General features: G+C 61.5%; 17 protein-coding genes. 9 read left to right on the top strand and 8 right to left on the bottom strand.

Annotation, left to right across the window (positions count from 1 at the left end; genetic code table 11):
• Positions 1-44: 44 nt before the first annotated feature.
• Complete coding sequence (locus V2B23_RS01330; protein WP_430948673.1) at positions 45-596, bottom strand: TetR/AcrR family transcriptional regulator; 552 nt, start codon at positions 594-596, stop codon at positions 45-47.
• A 339-nt stretch (positions 597-935) separates the two neighbouring features.
• Here V2B23_RS01330 and V2B23_RS01325 point away from each other — a divergent pair, with 339 nt between their 5' ends.
• From V2B23_RS01325 to V2B23_RS01310, 4 genes are all read left to right on the top strand, one after another.
• Entirely contained in the window at positions 936-2,273 is a 1,338-nt protein-coding gene (locus V2B23_RS01325; protein WP_430948672.1) for a lipase family protein, read from the top strand.
• A 49-nt stretch (positions 2,274-2,322) separates the two neighbouring features.
• Positions 2,323-3,336: an iron-siderophore ABC transporter substrate-binding protein gene (locus V2B23_RS01320; protein WP_430948671.1), complete on the top strand. Its 1,014-nt coding sequence runs from the start codon at positions 2,323-2,325 to the stop codon at positions 3,334-3,336.
• 39 nt (positions 3,337-3,375) lie between these two features.
• Entirely contained in the window at positions 3,376-3,846 is a 471-nt protein-coding gene (locus V2B23_RS01315; protein ID WP_430948670.1) for an SRPBCC family protein, read from the top strand.
• Between the two features lie 158 nt (positions 3,847-4,004).
• On the top strand, positions 4,005-5,447 hold the full coding sequence (locus tag V2B23_RS01310) for a sugar porter family MFS transporter (protein WP_430948669.1): 1,443 nt from the start codon (positions 4,005-4,007) through the stop codon (positions 5,445-5,447).
• Positions 5,448-5,524: 77 nt separating this feature from the next.
• On the opposite strand, the gene dxs is transcribed toward V2B23_RS01310, so the two are convergent.
• A complete protein-coding gene (dxs, locus tag V2B23_RS01305; RefSeq protein ID WP_430948668.1) occupies positions 5,525-7,462 on the bottom strand; it encodes a 1-deoxy-D-xylulose-5-phosphate synthase in 1,938 nt (645 codons plus the stop codon).
• Positions 7,463-7,714: 252 nt separating this feature from the next.
• On the opposite strand from dxs, the gene glsA reads away from it, so the two are divergent.
• On the top strand, positions 7,715-9,538 hold the full coding sequence (glsA, locus tag V2B23_RS01300; RefSeq protein ID WP_430948667.1) for a glutaminase A: 1,824 nt from the start codon (positions 7,715-7,717) through the stop codon (positions 9,536-9,538).
• A 13-nt stretch (positions 9,539-9,551) separates the two neighbouring features.
• Positions 9,552-10,220, top strand: coding sequence for an SIMPL domain-containing protein (locus tag V2B23_RS01295; RefSeq protein ID WP_430948666.1), 669 nt, complete (start codon positions 9,552-9,554; stop codon positions 10,218-10,220).
• On the opposite strand, the gene V2B23_RS01290 is transcribed toward V2B23_RS01295, so the two are convergent.
• The 4 genes from V2B23_RS01290 to V2B23_RS01275 all read right to left on the bottom strand — a co-directional run bounded on the left by V2B23_RS01290 (position 10,221) and on the right by V2B23_RS01275 (position 15,841).
• Complete coding sequence (locus tag V2B23_RS01290) at positions 10,221-11,822, bottom strand: MDR family MFS transporter (protein WP_430948665.1); 1,602 nt, start codon at positions 11,820-11,822, stop codon at positions 10,221-10,223.
• Between the two features lie 4 nt (positions 11,823-11,826).
• A complete protein-coding gene (locus V2B23_RS01285) occupies positions 11,827-12,333 on the bottom strand; it encodes a MarR family winged helix-turn-helix transcriptional regulator (protein WP_430948664.1) in 507 nt (168 codons plus the stop codon).
• Between the two features lie 150 nt (positions 12,334-12,483).
• A complete protein-coding gene (locus tag V2B23_RS01280) occupies positions 12,484-13,758 on the bottom strand; it encodes a class I SAM-dependent RNA methyltransferase (protein WP_430948663.1) in 1,275 nt (424 codons plus the stop codon).
• Positions 13,759-13,846: 88 nt separating this feature from the next.
• Complete coding sequence (locus V2B23_RS01275) at positions 13,847-15,841, bottom strand: APC family permease (protein WP_430948662.1); 1,995 nt, start codon at positions 15,839-15,841, stop codon at positions 13,847-13,849.
• Positions 15,842-16,012: 171 nt separating this feature from the next.
• On the opposite strand from V2B23_RS01275, the gene V2B23_RS01270 reads away from it, so the two are divergent.
• The 3 genes from V2B23_RS01270 to V2B23_RS01260 all read left to right on the top strand — a co-directional run bounded on the left by V2B23_RS01270 (position 16,013) and on the right by V2B23_RS01260 (position 17,743).
• Positions 16,013-16,678, top strand: a complete 666-nt coding sequence (locus tag V2B23_RS01270; protein ID WP_430948661.1) for a potassium channel family protein — start codon at positions 16,013-16,015, stop codon at positions 16,676-16,678.
• A 78-nt stretch (positions 16,679-16,756) separates the two neighbouring features.
• Positions 16,757-17,419: a potassium channel family protein gene (locus tag V2B23_RS01265; RefSeq protein ID WP_138868212.1), complete on the top strand. Its 663-nt coding sequence runs from the start codon at positions 16,757-16,759 to the stop codon at positions 17,417-17,419.
• Positions 17,420-17,449: 30 nt separating this feature from the next.
• Positions 17,450-17,743 (top strand): GNAT family N-acetyltransferase, encoded by a 294-nt coding sequence (locus V2B23_RS01260; RefSeq protein ID WP_430948660.1) that lies wholly within the window; start codon positions 17,450-17,452, stop codon positions 17,741-17,743.
• On the opposite strand, the gene V2B23_RS01255 is transcribed toward V2B23_RS01260, so the two are convergent.
• Together V2B23_RS01255 and V2B23_RS01250 are read right to left on the bottom strand one after the other, a co-directional pair.
• The gene (locus tag V2B23_RS01255) at positions 17,736-18,413 is read right to left on the bottom strand and encodes a DUF3159 domain-containing protein (RefSeq protein WP_430948659.1); all 678 of its coding nucleotides are present in this window, start codon (positions 18,411-18,413) and stop codon (positions 17,736-17,738) included. The two genes, V2B23_RS01260 and V2B23_RS01255, sit on opposite strands and share 8 nt — an antisense overlap.
• 66 nt (positions 18,414-18,479) lie before the next feature.
• Complete coding sequence (locus tag V2B23_RS01250; protein WP_033234775.1) at positions 18,480-18,854, bottom strand: OB-fold nucleic acid binding domain-containing protein; 375 nt, start codon at positions 18,852-18,854, stop codon at positions 18,480-18,482.
• Positions 18,855-18,933: the final 79 nt, after the last annotated feature.

Below are 18,933 nucleotides of genomic sequence, written 5' to 3'. Positions count from 1 at the left end.
CTTATCGCAATAGTGTCAAGAAAAGTTGAATGGAAGGCTACAAACTAGGAAGTGGAACGCATTGCGGGTTGCAGCCACCGAGTGAGAAAAGTTCGTAAATCGTCGTCGGAGTGAATGGATTCACTGTCGAACGCAATGACCGACAAACCCAACCGGACGGCTATCTCGATAATGCCGTCCAACTCCTCCTCCGTCGCGAGCCCTCGCTCGACAATCGGTGAAAGAAACTCGTGCGCAACAGGTTTAGCACGCACCATCATCTCCGCCGAGAACACCGGGTCACCGCGCTCGGCGAGCAACAAGGTCGTCAACACTGGGTGAGCCCGCACCTCGGCCCGTGATGCCACGATGAATTCGACGACGTAGTCACAGGCGCTCTCCACCGCAGCCAGGCGAGCTTTGATGCCACTCAACATCTCGACCGTAAGATCGGACATCGCCTTGGACACCACTTCTTCGCGGGACCCGAAGTTGGAGTAGACAGTTTGGCGCGACACACCGGCTTCGTGAGCAATCGCCGCCATGTTGACGGCCTCGAACCCGCCACCCTCGATCAGTCGAAGCGTGGCGTTCAGGATCTTCTGCTGCGACCGCACTGGGCAATTATCGCCTATCAGCACCCGATTCACCCAAAACAGGATCGCAACAAGGCCGCAGGTCACGACGATTTACGAACCGTTCGAGAAGATTTTTGGGCGAAATTGCACTTTCGTGACCCAGTTCACGAAATTATGGGCTATGTTGTTACTCGCCGGTAGCTCATAGGGGTGAGCTCCGCACCACACATTCCGAGCACTGCCGAGATCGATTGCCGCACCTAGGCGTACGGCGTTCCACTCCGGCACGCGGGACTCTGTCGAGATCCGTCTTTCACACTTCTTCAGGTCGATCGCAGCAACTCGTGCGCTGTCGTCGACACGCATCGAGAGGCATCCATGAACAAGTTGTCCGTAGCGTTTCGGCGCACGTCCACCCGAAGATTCCGGGTGGCCACACTGATCGGCATATCCGTCGTCGCAACGTCGCTCGGTACCGTCACCGCGATCAGCCCGGCCGCTGCCGCCCCTTCTATCCCCGAGTTCTATCAACCGCCCGCGGATTTCCCGACCGTTCCCGGCAGCGTCATTCGCACAGAACCGATGACGCTGATCGCATCACTACCCGACTACAACGGTCCATGGCCCGCCGCAGCGCAACGAGTCATGTACACATCGCGGCTACAGGACGGCACGCCCGCCGCGGCGACGGGCACCTACATCGACTCGTCGAAGCCCTGGCAAGGCACCGGCGAGCGACCGACTGTTGTCATCGGACCGGGCACAATGGGCCAGGGTGACCAGTGCGCGGCGTCGCGTGCTTTTCCCGACGCTCTGCTGATCCAGACCGATCCGCCGTCGATGTCCGCAAATCAGGAACTGTTCTCCGCCGGAACCTGGAATGCTCTGGGGGCCCGCGTTTTTGTCACCGATTACATCGGCCTGGGCACCCCTGGCGTCCACACCTACGTCAATCGAATCGAAGAAGCACACGCAATGCTCGACGCTGCCCGGGCGGCGAACATTCTCAGCGGAACCGGCTCCGACACTCCCTTGGCTTTCTGGGGGTACTCGCAAGGCGGCGGAGCAGCCGCAGCAGCGGCCGAACTCCAGCCGAGCTACGCACCGGAACTCAATCTCGCGGGAACCTGGGCGGGCGCTCCCCCAGCCGATCTGCGATCAGTACTCGGACAGATCGACGGCAACTTGATCGGCGGTGTCGTCGGATTCAACATCAACGGATTGCTCGCGCGTTATCCCGAACTGAATGCGTCGTTGGACGAGCGAATCACCCCGCAAGGGCGCGCCCTTCTTGATCAACTGTCCACCGAATGTGTCGGCGACATCATCGTGAAACACCCCTTCATGCGCACCGATGCGCTGACGGTCGACGGCCGGCCCCTCCTTGCGCACCTCGACGAGATCCCCGAAGCGGCAACCATTCTCGACGAACAACAGGTCGGCAACCTGACGCCTACCTCCCCCGTTCTCGTAACCAGCGGAATCAATGACGACACCATCCCCTATTCGCAGGCACGCGGGCTCGCGCAGACCTGGTGCTCACGCGGTGCCACTGTCACCTTCCGAACCAACGGGCTGCCACCGATCGCACCCGGCACAACGTTTGCCAACCACTTCGGCCCGGAAATCATCGACGGCTTCGGCCCGAACAACGCGTTCGACTACCTCCGCGATCGCTTCAACGGCGTACCCGTAAGCGGATGCCAGTTCGACTGATCCCGAAGAGGTCGCCCTCCGGCTACCAGAACAGGTTAGGCTTTCCTACATGAAATCTACCGTTCGCGGATGGGCAGCATTGGGTCTGGCTGCACTCACCGCCACCGCACTCGTAGCCTGCTCATCCGATTCGGACTCCTCGTCTGCCCCGGCGAACTCGGAGGGCTTCCCGGTCAGCATCGACAACGTCTTCGGCACCACCACGATCGAAACCCAACCGGAACGATTGGTCACCCTCGGCTGGAACGCTCAAGACATCCTCTACGCACTCGGTCTCACTCCGGTCGGACAGCCCAAGTACACCTACGGAGCCGACGACAACGGAGTGATGCCGTGGGCACAGGAATACTTCGATGCTGACAAGACCACACTGTTCGACATGCCGGCCACAGGCGAGCCGCCCGTCGAAATTGTCGCTTCCCTGACTCCCGACGCGATCCTTGCCCCATACGAAGGATTCGAGAAGTCGGTCTACGAACAGTTGAGCAAGATTGCGGCGACTGTTGCCTATCCCGGCGACGCGTGGCAGACAACCTGGCAGGACCAGACACGCATTGTCGGGAAGGCCGTAGGCAAGCCGACCGAAGCCGACGCATTGATCGAGGGCCTCGACACCACTCTCGCCGACACTGCCGCAACGCATCCCGAATACGCCGGAAAGACTATTGCGGTCGTCAACTTCGACACCGACGCCAGCAATGTCAACGTGTACCTCCCAACGGATCCCCGCGTGCAGGTGTTGAACGAACTGGGATTCGTCAACGCACCTGGCGTCGAAAAGCTCGGAGCTGCCAATGCCGGTGGATCGTTCTTCACGACGCTCTCGTACGAGAACATCGGCGACATCGACGCCGATGTCATTGTCGGCTTCACCGACGGAACCACCGACCCGGCAACCATTCCCGCGGTCAGCGCACTCGACGCCGTCAAGCGCGGGTCGACGGTCTTCCTCAGCGACACCAGAGTCATCGGCGGCCTCAGCAACGTCAACGTCCTGAGCACACCGTGGGTCCTCGACCAGATCACGCCGTCGTTGACGGAAGCCGCCAATCGCGCCGGCTGACAGTAACCCGCTGTCGGTGTCACGACCTAGGCTCTGCGCATGGCCGAACTTGCGACATCCGTGACCAGAGTTGTCAATGCCCCCGTGGACACCGTGTGGAAGGTCGTCACCGACCTCGACGGCGCTGTCGACACCCTCACCGGCGTGACCCGTATCGAACGGCTCGCCGGTGAGAGGTACGCCGTGGGCACCAGGTGGCGTGAAACCCGAAAGCTGATGGGCAAGGAAGCGTCCGAGGAAATGTGGGTCGTGGAGGTCGAGGCGCCCACTCGCACTGTGGTGAAAGCACATTCGAATGGCATGGACTACACGTCCGGATTCACACTGAAGCCCGTACCCGGCGGCACGCTCCTCGAAATGAACTTCGCCGGTGTTTCCGAAGCCCAGTCGGCCGTGTCCAAAATCCTCGGCGCCGTATTCGGACGTCTCGGACTTCGGATCACCCGAAAGATGATGGCCGCGGATCTTGCGAACTTCGCCGCAAAGGCCGAACGGATCGCATCAACCTGACGCTCGATCGGCGTTGCCGACGAATGTCCCGAACAACTCAGGTGGATAACAAGACTCGTCTAGCCGCCAAATCGCGCGCGGTGGGCGTAGCGTCCAGAGTGCTTTTACACGCGGACGACGCATCGGGGCGTCGTTCACTTGGCCCGAAGGGGGCAGGAATGGCATTCAGCGGTTCGACCGACAGTGGCGGTTCCGGCGCTACACGCGCCGCCGTCGGACATGCAGTTCTATTTGCCGGCGCTGCCGCGCTCGGCGGATTCCTGTTCGGATACGACACAGCTGTCATCAACGGAGCCGTCGGAGCGATCCGCGACAAGTACGACATCGGTGCTGGTGCCACGGGCCTCACCGTCTCGCTGACCCTGCTCGGCGCTGCTTTGGGCGCTTGGATAGCGGGGTCACTTGCTGATCGACTCGGTCGCATCCGCGTCATGCAGATCGCGGCAGTGCTGTTTGTTGTCGGCGCCGTCGGTTCGGCCGTTCCGTTCAGTGTCTACGACCTCACGTTTTGGCGCATCGTCGGTGGCGTCGCTGTCGGTTTTGCGTCGGTGATCGCACCGGCATACATCGCGGAGATCTCGCCGGCAGCTATCCGCGGCCGCCTCGGTTCGATGTATCAATTGGCCATTGTGCTCGGAATTGCGGTGTCGCAGTTGGTCAACTACGCCCTGCAGGCCGCTGCCGGTGGCGCGCGTAATCAGATCGCCGGTCTCGAAGCCTGGCAGTGGATGTTGATGCTCGAGGCAGTACCTGCGGTTTTGTATCTTGTCATGACGACCACGATCCCGGAGTCTCCTCGCTTCCTCGTTGCTCAGGGCAAGGATGATCGGGCGCGCAAGATCATCTCCGACCTCGAAGGCGGCGACCACGACGCCGTCACCGGCCGAATGGACGAGATTCGCGAGTCTCTCAAACTCAAGCAGGCCAAAACCACTGTGCGTGAGCTTTTTTCGAAGCGCCTCGGTGTCTCGTACCTGGTCTGGCTCGGCATCGCATTGGCCGCTCTCCAGCAGCTGGTCGGAATCAACGTGATCTTCTACTACTCCAGCACGCTGTGGCAGGCCGTCGGATTCGGCGCAGATCGCTCGCTCCTGATCAGCGTCGTCAGTGCATTGGTCAACATCGTCGGTACCTTCGTCGCGATTGCCGTCATCGACCGCGTCGGGCGAAAGCCGCTACTGCTGGTCGGTTCCGCCGGTATGGCAATCTCACTCGGAACCGCGGCCATCTGTTTCCATTCGGCAACAGTAACCAAGAACGAGATCGGCGAGTCCGTCGCGACACTCAGTGGCGCCAATGCCACCATCGCGCTCATCGGTGCAAACGCTTTTGTGTTCTTCTTCGCACTGTCGTGGGGACCTGTCGTCTGGGTCCTCATCTCCGAGATGTTCCCCAACCGCGTGCGCGCCACCGCAGTCGGTCTCGCCACTGCGGCAAACTGGATCGCCAACTTCCTGGTGTCTTGGACCTTCCCGTCGCTGGCCGATTGGAATCTGTCCCTCACCTACGGCGGCTACGCGGTGATGGCTCTGCTGTCGCTGTTCGTGGTGCTGAAATTCGTGAAGGAAACACGAGGCAGCACACTCGAATCGGTGCAGTAATTGCAACACCCGCGCATAAACGTATCGGCACTGCCGAGAAGCAATTCTCAGCAGTGCCGATACGTATGAGCTAGTACTCAGCCCTGGGCGGGAGCGTCGCCGCGCGCAGGCGCATCCTCGTGAACGTGAACCGCGGACCCTCCCATGCTGGCAACCCAACCGGTGATCTTCAGGGACAGATCCTGCGCCGTCAGACCCAGTTCCTGATGGATGGCTTCACGGGAGGCGTGATCCAGGAACTGCTGTGGCACGCCCATGTCGCGGCACGCGGTGTGAACACCGGCAGCCCGCAACGCCGCGGAAACCGTCGATCCGATACCGCCGTGTACCCCGCCGTCTTCGAGGGTGACAACGAGCGCGAACTTGTCGGCAATCTTGACCAACGCGTCCGAGACGGGCAGAACCCAACGCGGATCGACAACGGTCACCGCGATGCCCTGCTTGTCGAGACGATCGGCGATCGCGAGGGCCAAGGAGGCAAATGGTCCGACCGCAACGAGGAGCACATCGCCACGATCGCCGTCGGATTCGCGAAGCACGTCAATTCCGTCGAGCCGCCTGATCGCCGGAATCCCCTCGGGGACAGCACCCTTCGGGAACCGAACGACGGTCGGACCGTCATCGACCTTGAGTGCTTCATCCAATTCTTCACGAAGCGTGACGGCGTCACGTGGAGCCGCAACACGAATTCCGGGAATGATACCGAGCAGGGACAGGTCCCAAACACCGTTGTGGCTGGCGCCGTCGACGCCGGTGACGCCGGCACGGTCGAGAACTACCGTAACCGGCTGCTTCAGGAGTGCAACATCCATGAGCAATTGATCGAAGGCTCGGTTGAGGAACGTTGCATAAATCGCGACCACCGGGTGCAACCCGCCGAGCGCGAGTCCGGCCGCTGACGTCATCGCATGCTGCTCGGCGATGCCGACGTCGAACATGCGGTCGGGGAATTTCTCCGCGAACGCCGCCAGTCCCGTGGGGCCTGCCATCGCGGCTGTGATCGCCACGATGTCCTCGCGGCGCGAAGCCTGCTCGATCAACTCGGCGGAGAAGACTGACGTCCAGTCGAGTGCCGGCGTCTTGTCGGACCGTCCGGTGACTGGATCGATGACCCCGGTTGCGTGCATCTGATCCGCGACGTCGTTCTCGGCGTGCGCGTAACCGTTGCCCTTGCGAGTGACGGCATGAACGATGACCGGTCCGCCGTATGCCTTGGCCCGGCGCAATGCCGATTCCATGGCCTGCTCGTCATGGCCGTCGACGGGGCCGAGGTACTTGATGCCGAGGTCGGTGAACATGACCTGCGGGCTGACCGCATCCTTGAGACCGGCTTTCATTCCATGCAGTACCGAGTAAGCGGTGCGACCCACCCACGGAAGCTTCTTGACCAGCCTGCGACCGTTGTCGAGCGCCCGCTCGTAGCTCGGCGCGGTACGCAGCGCAGAAAGGTGATCGGCGAGTCCGCCGATAGTGGGCGCGTACGAACGACCGTTGTCGTTGACGACGATCACCACGGAGCGATCCTTGCCGGCCGCGATGTTGTTGAGGGCTTCCCAACACATTCCGCCGGTGAGTGCACCATCGCCGACAACGGCGACAACGTGTCGATCCTGACCGGTCAGCGCGAACGCCTTGGCCAGACCGTCTGCATAGGACAGTGCAGCTGACGCGTGGGAGGACTCGACCCAGTCGTGCTCACTCTCGGCACGGCAGGGATATCCCGACAATCCACCCTGCTTACGCAAGGTCTCGAACTGATCCTTGCGTCCGGTCAGAATCTTGTGGACATACGCCTGATGCCCGGTGTCGAAGATGATGGCATCTTGCGGAGAATCGAAAATTCGATGCAGGGCAAGGGTCAACTCGACTACGCCGAGATTGGGGCCGAGGTGACCACCGGTGGCAGCGACCTTCTGCACCAGGAACTCACGAATCTCGTCAGCCAACTCCGAAACCTCGGCGTGGCTCAACTGACGCAGATCGTCAGGACCCTGAATGCGGGCAAGAACACCCAACGAGATCGCTCCTTCCGTGCTTCACAGCTGCACCGGTGCGCGCCGCGGCTGTCTGTACGACAGTTCTGTCAGTCTACGGAGCGATGCGGCGAACCGACACGCGGACTCGGCGGTATTCACCTGTGACTTCGGGTTACAGCACCACCTCGGCGACGGTTCGTGACCGCAATCACAGACAAATCGGATGAAGGATCTTGTGTTGACCCGCTCGGCAACCCCAAATTGTCGAACTCGTCCGCCTACAGTCGTTCTATGGGAAACGTAGTGGACGATTTGATCGCCCGAGTCTTCGACGACGTGAAATCGCTCGATGCCGGAGAAGTCGCGGACTACATCCCCGAACTTGCTGCCGTCGCCCCCGATTCGTTCGGAATCTGCCTCGCCACTATCGACGGTTACGTGTACGAAGTCGGCGATTCCCGACATCCGTTCACTATCCAGTCGATCTCCAAGCCGTTCACGTACGCACTCGCTCTCGCCGATCACGGTGCCGACGCCGTCGCAGCCAAAATCGACGTCGAACCGTCCGGTGAGCCGTTCAACGAGATCAGCCTCGACCCCCTCACCGAACGACCACGAAATCCGATGATCAACGCGGGCGCGATTACCGCGGCCTCGTTGGTGACGGGTGCAGATCAGGCAACCCGCTTCGAACGAATTCGCGCAGCCTATTCGCGCTACGCGGGCCGGGAGTTGGCGTTCAACGAAGCCGTCTACGAATCCGAAGCGCGAACAGGCCATCGCAATCGCGCGATCGGACACATGCTGCGTTCGTTCGATGTGATCTCCGGCGACCCCAACGATGCCGTGGACCTGTACTTTCGTCAGTGCTCCATCGACGTGACCTGCCGCGACCTGAGCCTGATGGCCGCGACGATGGCCAACAACGGAATCAATCCGCTGACCCGCGAGCGCGCGCTCACCGCCGTCGGCGTCGAACAGGTGCTCAGTGTCATGTCGACGTGTGGCATGTACGACGGTGCCGGAAAGTGGCTGGTCGAAGTGGGGTTGCCGGCCAAGAGTGGCGTCGGCGGCGGCGTCATGGCAGTTCTTCCCGGACAGATCGGGATCGCCGTCTACTCCCCCAGACTCGATGCTCATGGAAATAGTGTTCGTGGTGTTGCCGCGGCAAAGGCACTGTCCAAGGAGTTGGAACTTCACTTCCTCCATGTGACGCGGGCATCGAGGTCGTCGATCCGCGCTCGCTACAACGTGACGCAGGCTCCTTCCCGCGTCAGGCGCACAGCCACCGAGCAGGCTGTTCTCGAAGACGTCGGCAAGCGGAGCCGGATCTACGAACTACACGGCGATCTCCTGTTCACCGGTGCAGAGTCTGCCGTGCGCGAGATCGGTTCGGTGGACGAAGGACTCGAGGTGGTCGTGATCGACGTGCGACGGGTCGACGACGCCAGCGACGTGGCGATTCGCATGATCACGGCTCTGCGCGCCGATCTGGCAGACAAGGGCTGCGCCGTGGCATTGGTGGATCCGAGCGGACTTCTCGGGCAGGCGAGTTCGAGTATCAATCCCGCACAACGCGGCGGACGAGTTTTTGCCGACCTCGACGCCGCGATGGCGTGGTGCGAGGACGAGCTACTGACGCTCCACTGCTCACAGGAACGGCAGCCGGCGAGCGTATCGATCGAGGATCACCCCGTACTCGACGCCTTGTCACCGAAACAGGTGTCTGCCTTCGTGTCTCAGCTCGAGAGCCGTACGTATGCCAGGGGGGAAACTATCGCCCGCCGCGGTGATGCAGCGTCAGGGTTCTATCTGATTCTGCAAGGACAGGTGAGCACGACGTTCACCGATGTTCAAGGCCTCACGCACCGGATCGCGACGCTGTCCGCCGGAATGACGTTCGGCGAGATGACGATGTTCCTGAACTCCCGCTTCCTCAACGACGTACGCGCCGACACCACTGTCGTTGTTGCTGTCCTTACGACTGCCCGGTACAGCGAACTGACCTCTGCGGCACCGGAACTCAAACTTGCGCTGCTCGAGAGCCTGGCATCGGGCGCGTACGAACAACTCGACATGACCCTGCGCAGCGTAATCGGCGCAGGACGCATCTGATCGGAGAAACCCTATGACCAACACTCATTCGGAACAGTCGGACGCGACCAGTGTGACGGTCAGTGGAATCGGCCGCGCAACAGCCACTCCCGACATTGCCCGGTTGTCGATTGGCATCTCGGTGACAGACCCGGCAGTTGCCGACGCGTTCGATGCTCTTACCAGGCACTCGGCGGCATTGACGGACACACTGCACGCGCACGGCATCCGCGGAGCCGACCTCGTGACAACAGGATTGAGCATCCACCCTCAAACTCAGTGGGTGGACGGCGGCCGAGCGGAAACCACCGGTTTCACTGCGTCGACGACGTTTCGACTAGTGGTGCGCGAGTTGACTGCGAACAGCGCGCATTCGCCCGCCGCCGTTATCGCGGATTGCGTGTCCGCCTCCGGCGACGCGATCCGACTCGACAGCGTTGCATTCGACCTCGAGGATCGAACGGCGCTGGCCGAGCTCGCCCGCGAATCCGCCTGGGCGTCAGCACAATCAAAAGCCTTACAGTTGGCGGCCCTCGCACGGAAAAATCTGGTCGACACCCTCGAGATTGTCGAGGGCGCCGACCAGATGGTCCCGGTGCACGGTGTGTTTGCCGCGGCTCGGGCAGATTCTGCTCCGCTAGCCGTCGAACACGGTGAGATCGAGGAAACGATCTCGATCCGTGTTCGATGGTCTATGGCGTGATCAGCGTGAAGCCGACTTTTCGAGGTTGACCTCGTCCGCATCGGGTACAACGATGTCGATCGTGGTCCGCAGTGCACGGTTCGGGATGAAGGACACCGCTACCAGGGTGACGATGGCAACTACGGCTGCGACCAGGAAGATGCGTCCCGTTGCGTCGCCGTACGCGAATCGAACGATCTGTCCGACGAAGTCGGGCATGTTGTTCAGGTCGAGTCCGTCCTGCAAGCTCTTTCCAGCAACCATCTGCTGCTCGGGCGGCAGTGCGGACACGGATTCCTTGGTCAGGGTGCCGACGCGGCTTGCCAGGATGGAACCCAGTACCGACACACCGATCGCACCACCGAAGGTACGGAAGAAGGCAACGATACTGCTTGCCGCGCCGATGTTTTCGACGCTGACGGTGTTCTGGACCGCGAGCACGATGTTCTGCATCAGCATGCCGGTGCCCAAACCGACGATGGCCATGAAGATTCCGATGGTCCACAGGTTGGTCGCGTGGTCGATCGTCGAGAGCAGACCGAAACCGATCATCAGCAGGACTGCGCCGGAAACAACGAACGGCTTCCACTGACCGAATTTGGTGATCATCTGACCCGAGCCGACCGAGGCGACGAGCATGCCTGCCACCATGGGGATGGTGAGCAGTCCGGCTGCCGTCGGATCGAAACCGCGAGCTGTCTGGAAGTACTGCGTCAGGAAGGTTGTCGCACCGAACAGGCCGACACCCACAGCGACCGACGCGATGATGGCCAACGCGGTGGTGCGCTCGGTGATGATCTTGATCGGCAGGATCGGATCCTTGACCTTGGATTCGACGAACATCGTCAGAGCCAGCAAGGCAAGTCCGCCGACGACGAAGTACAGCGACTGCATCGAGAACCAGGCGTAGTAGTCATCCTGACCGGCGAAGGAAACCCAGATCAGCAGAACGCTGACACCGGCGGTGAGCAAGGTGGCGCCCAACCAGTCGATAGAGACGTTTTCCTTCTTCTCGGTCTCGATGTGCAAGGTGCGCTGCAGGAGGAACAGTGCGATCACTGCCAACGGAACACACACGTAGAAGCACCAGCGCCAACCGACAGTGTCGACGATGACACCGCCGAGAACGGGTCCACCGGACATCGAGACAGCCATGGCAGCACCCATGTAGCCGGAGTAGCGACCACGATCACGCGGCGGAATGATGGAGCCGATAATGGCCACGACGAGGGCCGTCAAACCACCCATGCCGATGCCCTGAATCACGCGGGCGCCAAGAAGCAGCGGCACGTTGTGTGCTGCGCCGGCGATAATAGAACCGATCACGAAGATCACGATCGACGTCTGGACCAGCAACTTCTTGTTGAAGAGGTCAGACAATTTGCCCCAGATGGGCGTCGACGCGGCCGTCGCGAGCAGTGCCGCCGTGATGATCCAGGCGTACTGCGTCTGTGTCCCGTGCAATTCACCGATGATGGTCGGGAGAGCCGTCGAGACGATGGTGCTGCTCAGCAGCGCGGTAAAGAGTGCCGCGATCAGTCCGGTGAGGACTTTCAAAATTTCGCTGTGCGTCATAGCACCGCTCTCGGTACTAGCCCGAGTTTCTCCAACTGTGGCTGACATGTGCTTATCTCCCAATAGTTTCTACACCCGCGACCGGCATGACCGGGTGCGGGACTGCAGGTGAGGCCTGACGATGGAGGGCTGCGCCGAACGTCTCGTTGAGACGTTGAAGCGACGCCACTGCGGCCACGGCCTCTTCCTGGCTCCAGTCTTCGAGCATGCTGCGCAATCGCGCGGCTCGCCGTTGTTTCGTTTCCTCGAGAACGCTGTGTCCCTCGTCCGAGACCCGGATTCGGAACGCTCGCTTGTCTGCGGGGTCGGGACTTCGCTCGACATACCCGGCGTCGACGAGATCGGACATCTGCCGACTGAGCGAGGACTGACTGACACAAAGGTCTACTGCCAGCTCGTTCTGCCTGCACTCCCCTTTGGCTGCCAGCATGAACAGCACGCTGACCAGCGCAGGCGGTAACACGCTTTCAGCGCTGTGCGTCACCACGGCCCGCAAGGATCTGCCGAACAGGAAAACCGTGTCGACAAGAGCTTGGGCCGTATCCGGCTGCACTGACATGAGAACCCCTGACAACGATCTACGCGAAAACTACTTGCAGAACGCAACTATACATTTAGTTGCATAGCGCAAGCAACCTCCGGCGACGCGATAAGGGTCACACTCGATTCGGGAATCAGCTAACCGACAGCGATCAGACCCCGAGAGTCCTCAACGCTCGAGTAGAGCGATGCATTCCACGTGATGCGTTTGGGGAAAGGCGTCGAAGGCACGGAACCCACCGATGCGGAATCCCTGCTCGAGATACAGACCGATATCCCGGCCGAACGATGCCGGATCACAACCGATATGGATCACGCGTTCGGTTCCGGTCGACGCGATCGCCTCCACCACCGGTCGGCCGGCGCCCGCTCGCGGCGGATCGAGAACAATCACACCCGGCGCCGAAGACAATGACGCGCTTGCGACGATCTTCTCAACCCGGTCAGTGTGGAATCGGACCTGTTCCAGATCGGACAACGCTGCCCGTCCGTCCGATGTTGCCCGCGCCGACAATTCCACGGATTCCACGACGCCATCCGGTCCGACAAGATCGGCCAGTACCGCTGCGAACACCCCGACTCCGCCGTACAGATCCCACGCCGTAGCACCGGACCCGACACCGGCCCACTCCCGCACGACCTCTGAATACGCTTGCGCCGCACCACGATGCGCCTGCCAGAAGCCCGTCGCGGACAATTCCCACTCGCGGATTCCGACGCGCTCACGCACGGTGTCATTACCGATCGCAACACGGGTTTTCCGCGGGCCACTGCTCGCAGCACGGCGAGCCGTCGCCCCGCGCCGCCCGGGCGCACGACGCCCCGCCTTCGCGATGGTGGGCGCACTGATCTCGACAACATGCCTGGCACCCGCGGCGTCGAGGACCACCTGCAGTTCACTGCCCGGAGACCACTGCGGTCCGGCCAATCCGTCGTAGGCACGTTCCTCGATCTGGGTGCATCGCAAATCCGTCACGATGCGATTGCTGCGAAACGCGTGATACCCGGCCTCACCGTTTCCGTCGACGGCCAGCCGAACGCGAGTCCGCCACCCGGTGCCGTCGCCGGTGCCCGGCAGTTCCTCCACCTGCACGTCGTGTTCGACGCCGGCCAGTCTCTGCAATTGTTCTGCCACCACCAGAGATTTCATCTCGCGCTGGATCTGCATATCGGCATGCGAGTAGTCGCAGCAACCTGCCCCTCCGGGCCCGGCGATGGGGCACGTCGGGTCGATGCGGTGCGGCGACGCCTCGAGAATGGACACCGCGTCGGCGCGGGCGAACGATCCGCCTTTGTCCTCGGTGACGCGAACCAGAGCCCGCTCCCCCGGCAAGCCATGACGGACGAACACCACTCGTCCCTCGTGGCGGGCAACAACAAACCCGCCGTGACCGGGCTTGCCCAGTTCGGCCTCGAAGGTCTGACCGGTCCAATTCTCACTCAACGAACTACGCCTGCCGTTCCATTTTCTCGATTGATCATCTTTCGCCCGCGTCGTAGGCGAATCATTTCTCTCCGGCGTCGTAGCCGAATCATTTTTCTCCTGCGTCGTAACCCCGACGGGTAGCGCCGGCCGTCTTCTCGACATCGAGCGGTTTGGCCTTCGCCGACGAACTCAGCTGCCACGGAACACTCGTCACCATCACGCCAGGCTGGAAGAGCAGACGGCTCTTGAGTCGCAATGCGCTCTGGTTGTGCAGGATCTGCTCCCACCAATGGCCGACCACGTACTCGGGGATGAAGACGGTGACCACGTCACGGGGCGCGTCGCGTCGTACACGCTTGACGTAGTCGAGCACCGGCTTCGTAATCTCTCGGTACGGCGATTCGATCACCTTGAGCGGCACCGTCACGTCGCTCTTCTCCCACTGACGAACAAGCGCGCGGGTGTCAGGTTCGTCGACGTTGACGGTGATTGCCTCGAGCGTGTCCGGTCGTGTTGCTCGCGCATAGGCCAGGGCGCGCATCGTCGGCATGTGCAGCTTCGAGACAAGCACGATCGAGTGCGTGCGGCTCGGCAGGACTCCGTCCCACTCTTGCTCCTCTAGTTCGGCGGCAACGCTGTCGTAGTGGCGTCTGATCAACTTCATCACGCCGAAGATGGCCACCATCGCGACGATCGCGATCCAGGCACCCGCTGCGAACTTGGTGATCAGAACGATGATCAGCACAGCGCCGGTCATCGCGAGACCGATCGAGTTGATGACCCGCGACCGCTGCATACGAGCGCGCTGCGCCTTGTCTGTCTCGGACTTCAAGTGGCGCGTCCAGTGCTTGATCATGCCGGTCTGACTGAGCACGAACGAGACGAAGACACCGACGATGTAGAGCTGGATCAGCTTGGTGACCTCAGCTCCGAAGATGACCACAAAGGCGATAGCTGCAGCCGACAGGAACAAAATGCCGTTGCTGAATGCCAGGCGGTCGCCGCGAGTGTGCAACTGGCGTGGCAAGTAGCGATCCTGGGCCAGGATGGACGCGAGCACAGGAAAGCCGTTGAACGCGGTGTTCGCAGCCAGCACGAGGATCAGCGCAGTCACAATGGCGATGAAGAAGAATCCGATCGGGAATCCGTTGAACACGGCTTCGGCGATCTGCGCGATCAGGGTCTTCTGGTGGTAACCCTCAGGAGCACCGACCAGCTGTTCCTGCGGATTGTGGGCGTACACGATGCCGATCTTCTGAGCCAGGATGATGATGCCCATCAGCAAGACGATGGCGATCGACCCGAGCAGCAGCAAGGTCGTGGCAGCATTGCGCGACTTCGGCTTCTGGAAGGCCGGCACACCGTTGCTGATTGCCTCGACGCCGGTCAGCGCGGCACAGCCTGAGGAAAACGCGCGCGCGATCAGGAACGCGAAGGCAATTCCGTACAGATGCGAGTCCTCGGCATTGAGAGTGAACGACGACGATTCCGCGTGAACATCCTCACCGAGCACGTAGATCCGGAAGAACCCCCAACCCAACATCAGGAACATCCCGACGATGAAGGCATAGGTCGGAATCGCGAACGCAGTTCCCGACTCCCGGATGCCGCGTAGGTTCACCGCCGTCAGCAGGACGATCGCCGCCACCGCGAACAGCACCTTGTGCTGAGCCACGAACGGCAGTGCCGAACCGATGTTGGACGCCGCTGACGAGATCGATACAGCAACAGTGAGCACGTAGTCGACCATCAGCGCACTGCCGACGGTCAAACCCGCTGTCGGCCCGAGGTTGACCGTCGCCACCTCGTAGTCACCGCCACCGGACGGATACGCGTGGACATTCTGGCGGTAGCTCGCCACGACGACAGCCATCACGATGGCGACCGACAGACCGATCCACGGCGTGTAGGCGTACGCCGAAATGCCCGCAACGGAGAGAACCAGGAAGATTTCTTCGGGGGCATACGCAACGGACGACATGGCGTCGGACGCGAACACAGGGAGCGCAATCCGCTTGGGTAGCAGCGTGTGCCCGAGTTTGTCACTTCGGAACGGCCGGCCGAGCAAGAGCCGCTTCGTCGCGGTCGAGAGCTTAGACACGTGCAAAGCGTAAGCCGTCGCGCCCGATATGGAGTCATTCGCAGCAGAACTCCGTCGCCCGCTGTGCGATCACACCGGTAAAACGCCAGTCGAAACTTGCTCTTCCCGCTCAGCGATGTACCGTTCGTTTCGACGTGCAATCGCGTCGGAGGTCCATGAATGGAGTAGTTCGTGTATGTCGTCATCATGGGATGCGGTCGTGTGGGATCTTCCCTCGCTGCGTCCCTGACCAGGATCGGACACGAAGTTGCGGTCATCGACCGCGATCAGAGTGCATTTCTGCGGCTCGACCATGATTTCACGGGAACCACAGTCCTCGGCATGGGCTTCGACCGCGACGTGCTGATCCGATCAGGCATCGAGCGCGCCGACGCCTTCGCGGCAGTCTCGTCGGGTGACAATTCCAACATCATCGCGGCCCGGGTTGCGCGCGAGACTTTTGGTGTCGAACGCGTCGTCGCACGAATCTACGACGCGAAACGCGCCGCGGTGTACGAGCGCCTCGGCATCCCCACCGTGGCAACAGTTCCGTGGTCGACCGACCGGTTCCTGCACACGCTGACCAAGGAAAGCCAGACTGCGAAGTGGCGCGATCCGTCGGGAAACGTCGCGATCACCGAACTTGCGCTACACGAGGATTGGGCCGGTAAATCCATCTCGGTTCTCGAAGGCGCGACCAATTCCCGGGTGGCATTCATCATCCGCTTCGGCACCGGCGTTCTCCCCGATCGCAAGACGGTCATCCAAGCCGACGATCAGGTGTACGTCGCAGCGGTGTCCGGCACCGTTGCCGAAGCGATCGCGCTTGCCGGCAATCCGCCGCCGAGCGACGACTGAGGTGGCCGCGATGCACACATCACACCCAAGCCCACTGCCCGAAAACTTGATGCACCACAACGTGATTGGAAGTTCCAGGTGAAGGTCGCCATCGCCGGCGCAGGTGCCGTAGGTCGCTCCATTGCGCGCGAACTGATTCGCAGTAACCACGACGTCATGCTGATCGAACGCAAGATCGAACACGTCGAACCCGAATCAGTACCCGAAGCCACCTGGGTACATGCCGACGCCTGCGAGCTGAGCCGACTCGAGGAAGCCTCGCTGGAGTCTTACGAGGTGGTCATCTCCGCAACCGGTGACGACAAAGCCAATCTCGTGCTGAGCTTGCTCGCAAAAACGGAATTCGGCGTCCGCCGCGTTGTCGCTCGCGTCAACGATCCGCGAAACGAATGGCTTTTCGACGAGTCGTGGGGCGTCGACGTTGCCGTCTCCACCCCCCGGATGCTGGCATCGCTGGTCGAGGAGGCCGTTTCGGTCGGCGACCTGGTCAAACTCATGACTCTGCGTCAGGGACAGGCGAACCTCGTCGAGATCACCCTGCCCGACAACACACCCCTCGCCGGCAAGCCCGTCAAGCGGCTCGAACTCCCCCGAGACTGCGCGCTCGTGACGATCCTGCGCGGTGGCCGCGTCATTGTTCCCGAACTCGACGACCCGATCGAAGGCGGCGACGAACTTCTCTTCGTTGCGGCTATCGACACCGAGGATCAGCTCCGAACGGCGCTTCGTCTCGACGCCTGACACCGACATCGCACAACGAAAGGGATAATCATGGCCACTGCACCCGAAAACACCGTTGTCGTCGACAATCCGGCTCAGAACCGCTTCGAGATTCACGTCGACGGAGACCTTGCCGGGATCGAGGACTACACCACCAACGGTGACGTGCTCTCGTTCAATCACACCGAGATCTATCCCCGATTCGAAGGATTCGGATTGGCCGCAATCCTGGTGAGCGGTGCACTGGATCAACTGCGATCACGCGGGCTGAAAGTACACCCGGTGTGCCCGTACGTCGTGAAGTTCGTCGGCAAGCACCCCGAGTATCAGGATCTGGTCAGCTGATGTCGCGCTGATCCGGCTGATCGCCTGGCTCCTCGCCTACCGCTTCGATATCGCTCTCGGTAGGCGGGGGCTCGACAATCCGATCTGCCTTGCGCACAGCCCAAATGGTGACCACAAACGCCAGTCCGGCGAGCGGCCACCCCATCGCGATACGTGCCACCGCGAGCCAGCCCGTGTGATCTGTGTCGTACAACTGCGACTGCACGATGTACCGGGCACCGAACACCAACGCCCATGCCGCGGTAGCGATGTCGTAAGCCCGCACAGCGCCTTTGTGCCGACGCCACAGGTTGCCGTGACCGTTGAGAAAACCCCAGATGACACCGACCAGGGGCCAGCGAATCAGGATGGACACTACAAACGCGGCACCATAGGCGAGGCTCGTGTAAATCCCGAAGAGGAAGTAGCCCTTCGCATCTCCGGTGCGGTGCGCGATGAACGCCGATACGGCGACACCGAGAACGCCTGAAATTGCCGGCTGGATCGACTCTTTACGGAAGACTCGCCACGCGGCGATCAGCACGGCCACGCCCACAGCCGCCCAGATGGCAGCGGTGAGGTTCCAGATGCTGTTGACCGGAACAAAGATCAGAATCGGCAACGACGTGTAGACGAGACCACTCACTCCACCGAGTTGGTCCATCACCGATTGCTGTTTGGGTTCGCTCACCTGTCGAGGGTGCCACACGCGCCGCGTTATGCGGCAAATGCGCTGTGTCTGGTCCTACGGCTGCGGCTACTCGCCGCGCAGCTCGTAGTACGGATTGAAGATTGCCTTGCGCCCGTCCCGCTCGCCGACGCGGCCACGGATCAGGATGGTCTTGCCGGTCTCGATGCCCGGAATGCGGCGTCGGCCGATCCAGACGAGGTTGATGACCTCGGTGCCGTCGAAGAATTCCGCTTCGATGCTGGCATTGCCCGACTTCGGACACGCGTCGACGCTACGGAGTCGACCCTCCATCGTGACCTCTTCACCACGCCGACAGTCGCATGCTTTCCGGCCTCCCACGGCCTCGATGGACTCGGTCATTTCCTGTGCATCCAACTGATCGACATCCTCGGTGAGACGACGGGTCAGTCGGCGAAAATATCCTGCGGCGGCGGGTGCCATTGCGCGCTCCTGCGAACAAATGTGACGCACGGGTTTCGCGTCACGGAAGGGCTGTGTGTTCGCCACTGTAGCCCCATTA

Source organism: Rhodococcus sp. 24CO (assembly GCF_050586165.1).
GTDB lineage: Bacteria > Actinomycetota > Actinomycetes > Mycobacteriales > Mycobacteriaceae > Rhodococcus_F.
The sequence above is the reverse complement of the archived record's forward strand: the minus strand, read 5'-3'. Positions and strand labels throughout refer to the sequence as shown.

What these genes read in the sequence shown, in the direction of transcription:
- V2B23_RS01325 (WP_430948672.1), top strand. Translation starts at nt 936, where the DNA reads ATGAACAAGTTGTCCGTAGCGTTTCGGCGCACGTCCACCCGAAGATTC.
- V2B23_RS01320 (WP_430948671.1), top strand. Translation starts at nt 2,323, where the DNA reads ATGAAATCTACCGTTCGCGGATGGGCAGCATTGGGTCTGGCTGCACTC.
- V2B23_RS01315 (WP_430948670.1), top strand. Translation starts at nt 3,376, where the DNA reads ATGGCCGAACTTGCGACATCCGTGACCAGAGTTGTCAATGCCCCCGTG.
- V2B23_RS01310 (WP_430948669.1), top strand. Translation starts at nt 4,005, where the DNA reads ATGGCATTCAGCGGTTCGACCGACAGTGGCGGTTCCGGCGCTACACGC.
- glsA (WP_430948667.1), top strand. Translation starts at nt 7,715, where the DNA reads ATGGGAAACGTAGTGGACGATTTGATCGCCCGAGTCTTCGACGACGTG.
- V2B23_RS01295 (WP_430948666.1), top strand. Translation starts at nt 9,552, where the DNA reads ATGACCAACACTCATTCGGAACAGTCGGACGCGACCAGTGTGACGGTC.
- V2B23_RS01290 (WP_430948665.1), bottom strand. Translation starts at nt 11,822, where the DNA reads ATGTCAGCCACAGTTGGAGAAACTCGGGCTAGTACCGAGAGCGGTGCT.
- V2B23_RS01285 (WP_430948664.1), bottom strand. Translation starts at nt 12,333, where the DNA reads ATGTCAGTGCAGCCGGATACGGCCCAAGCTCTTGTCGACACGGTTTTC.
- V2B23_RS01260 (WP_430948660.1), top strand. Translation starts at nt 17,450, where the DNA reads ATGGCCACTGCACCCGAAAACACCGTTGTCGTCGACAATCCGGCTCAG.
- V2B23_RS01250 (WP_033234775.1), bottom strand. Translation starts at nt 18,854, where the DNA reads ATGGCACCCGCCGCCGCAGGATATTTTCGCCGACTGACCCGTCGTCTC.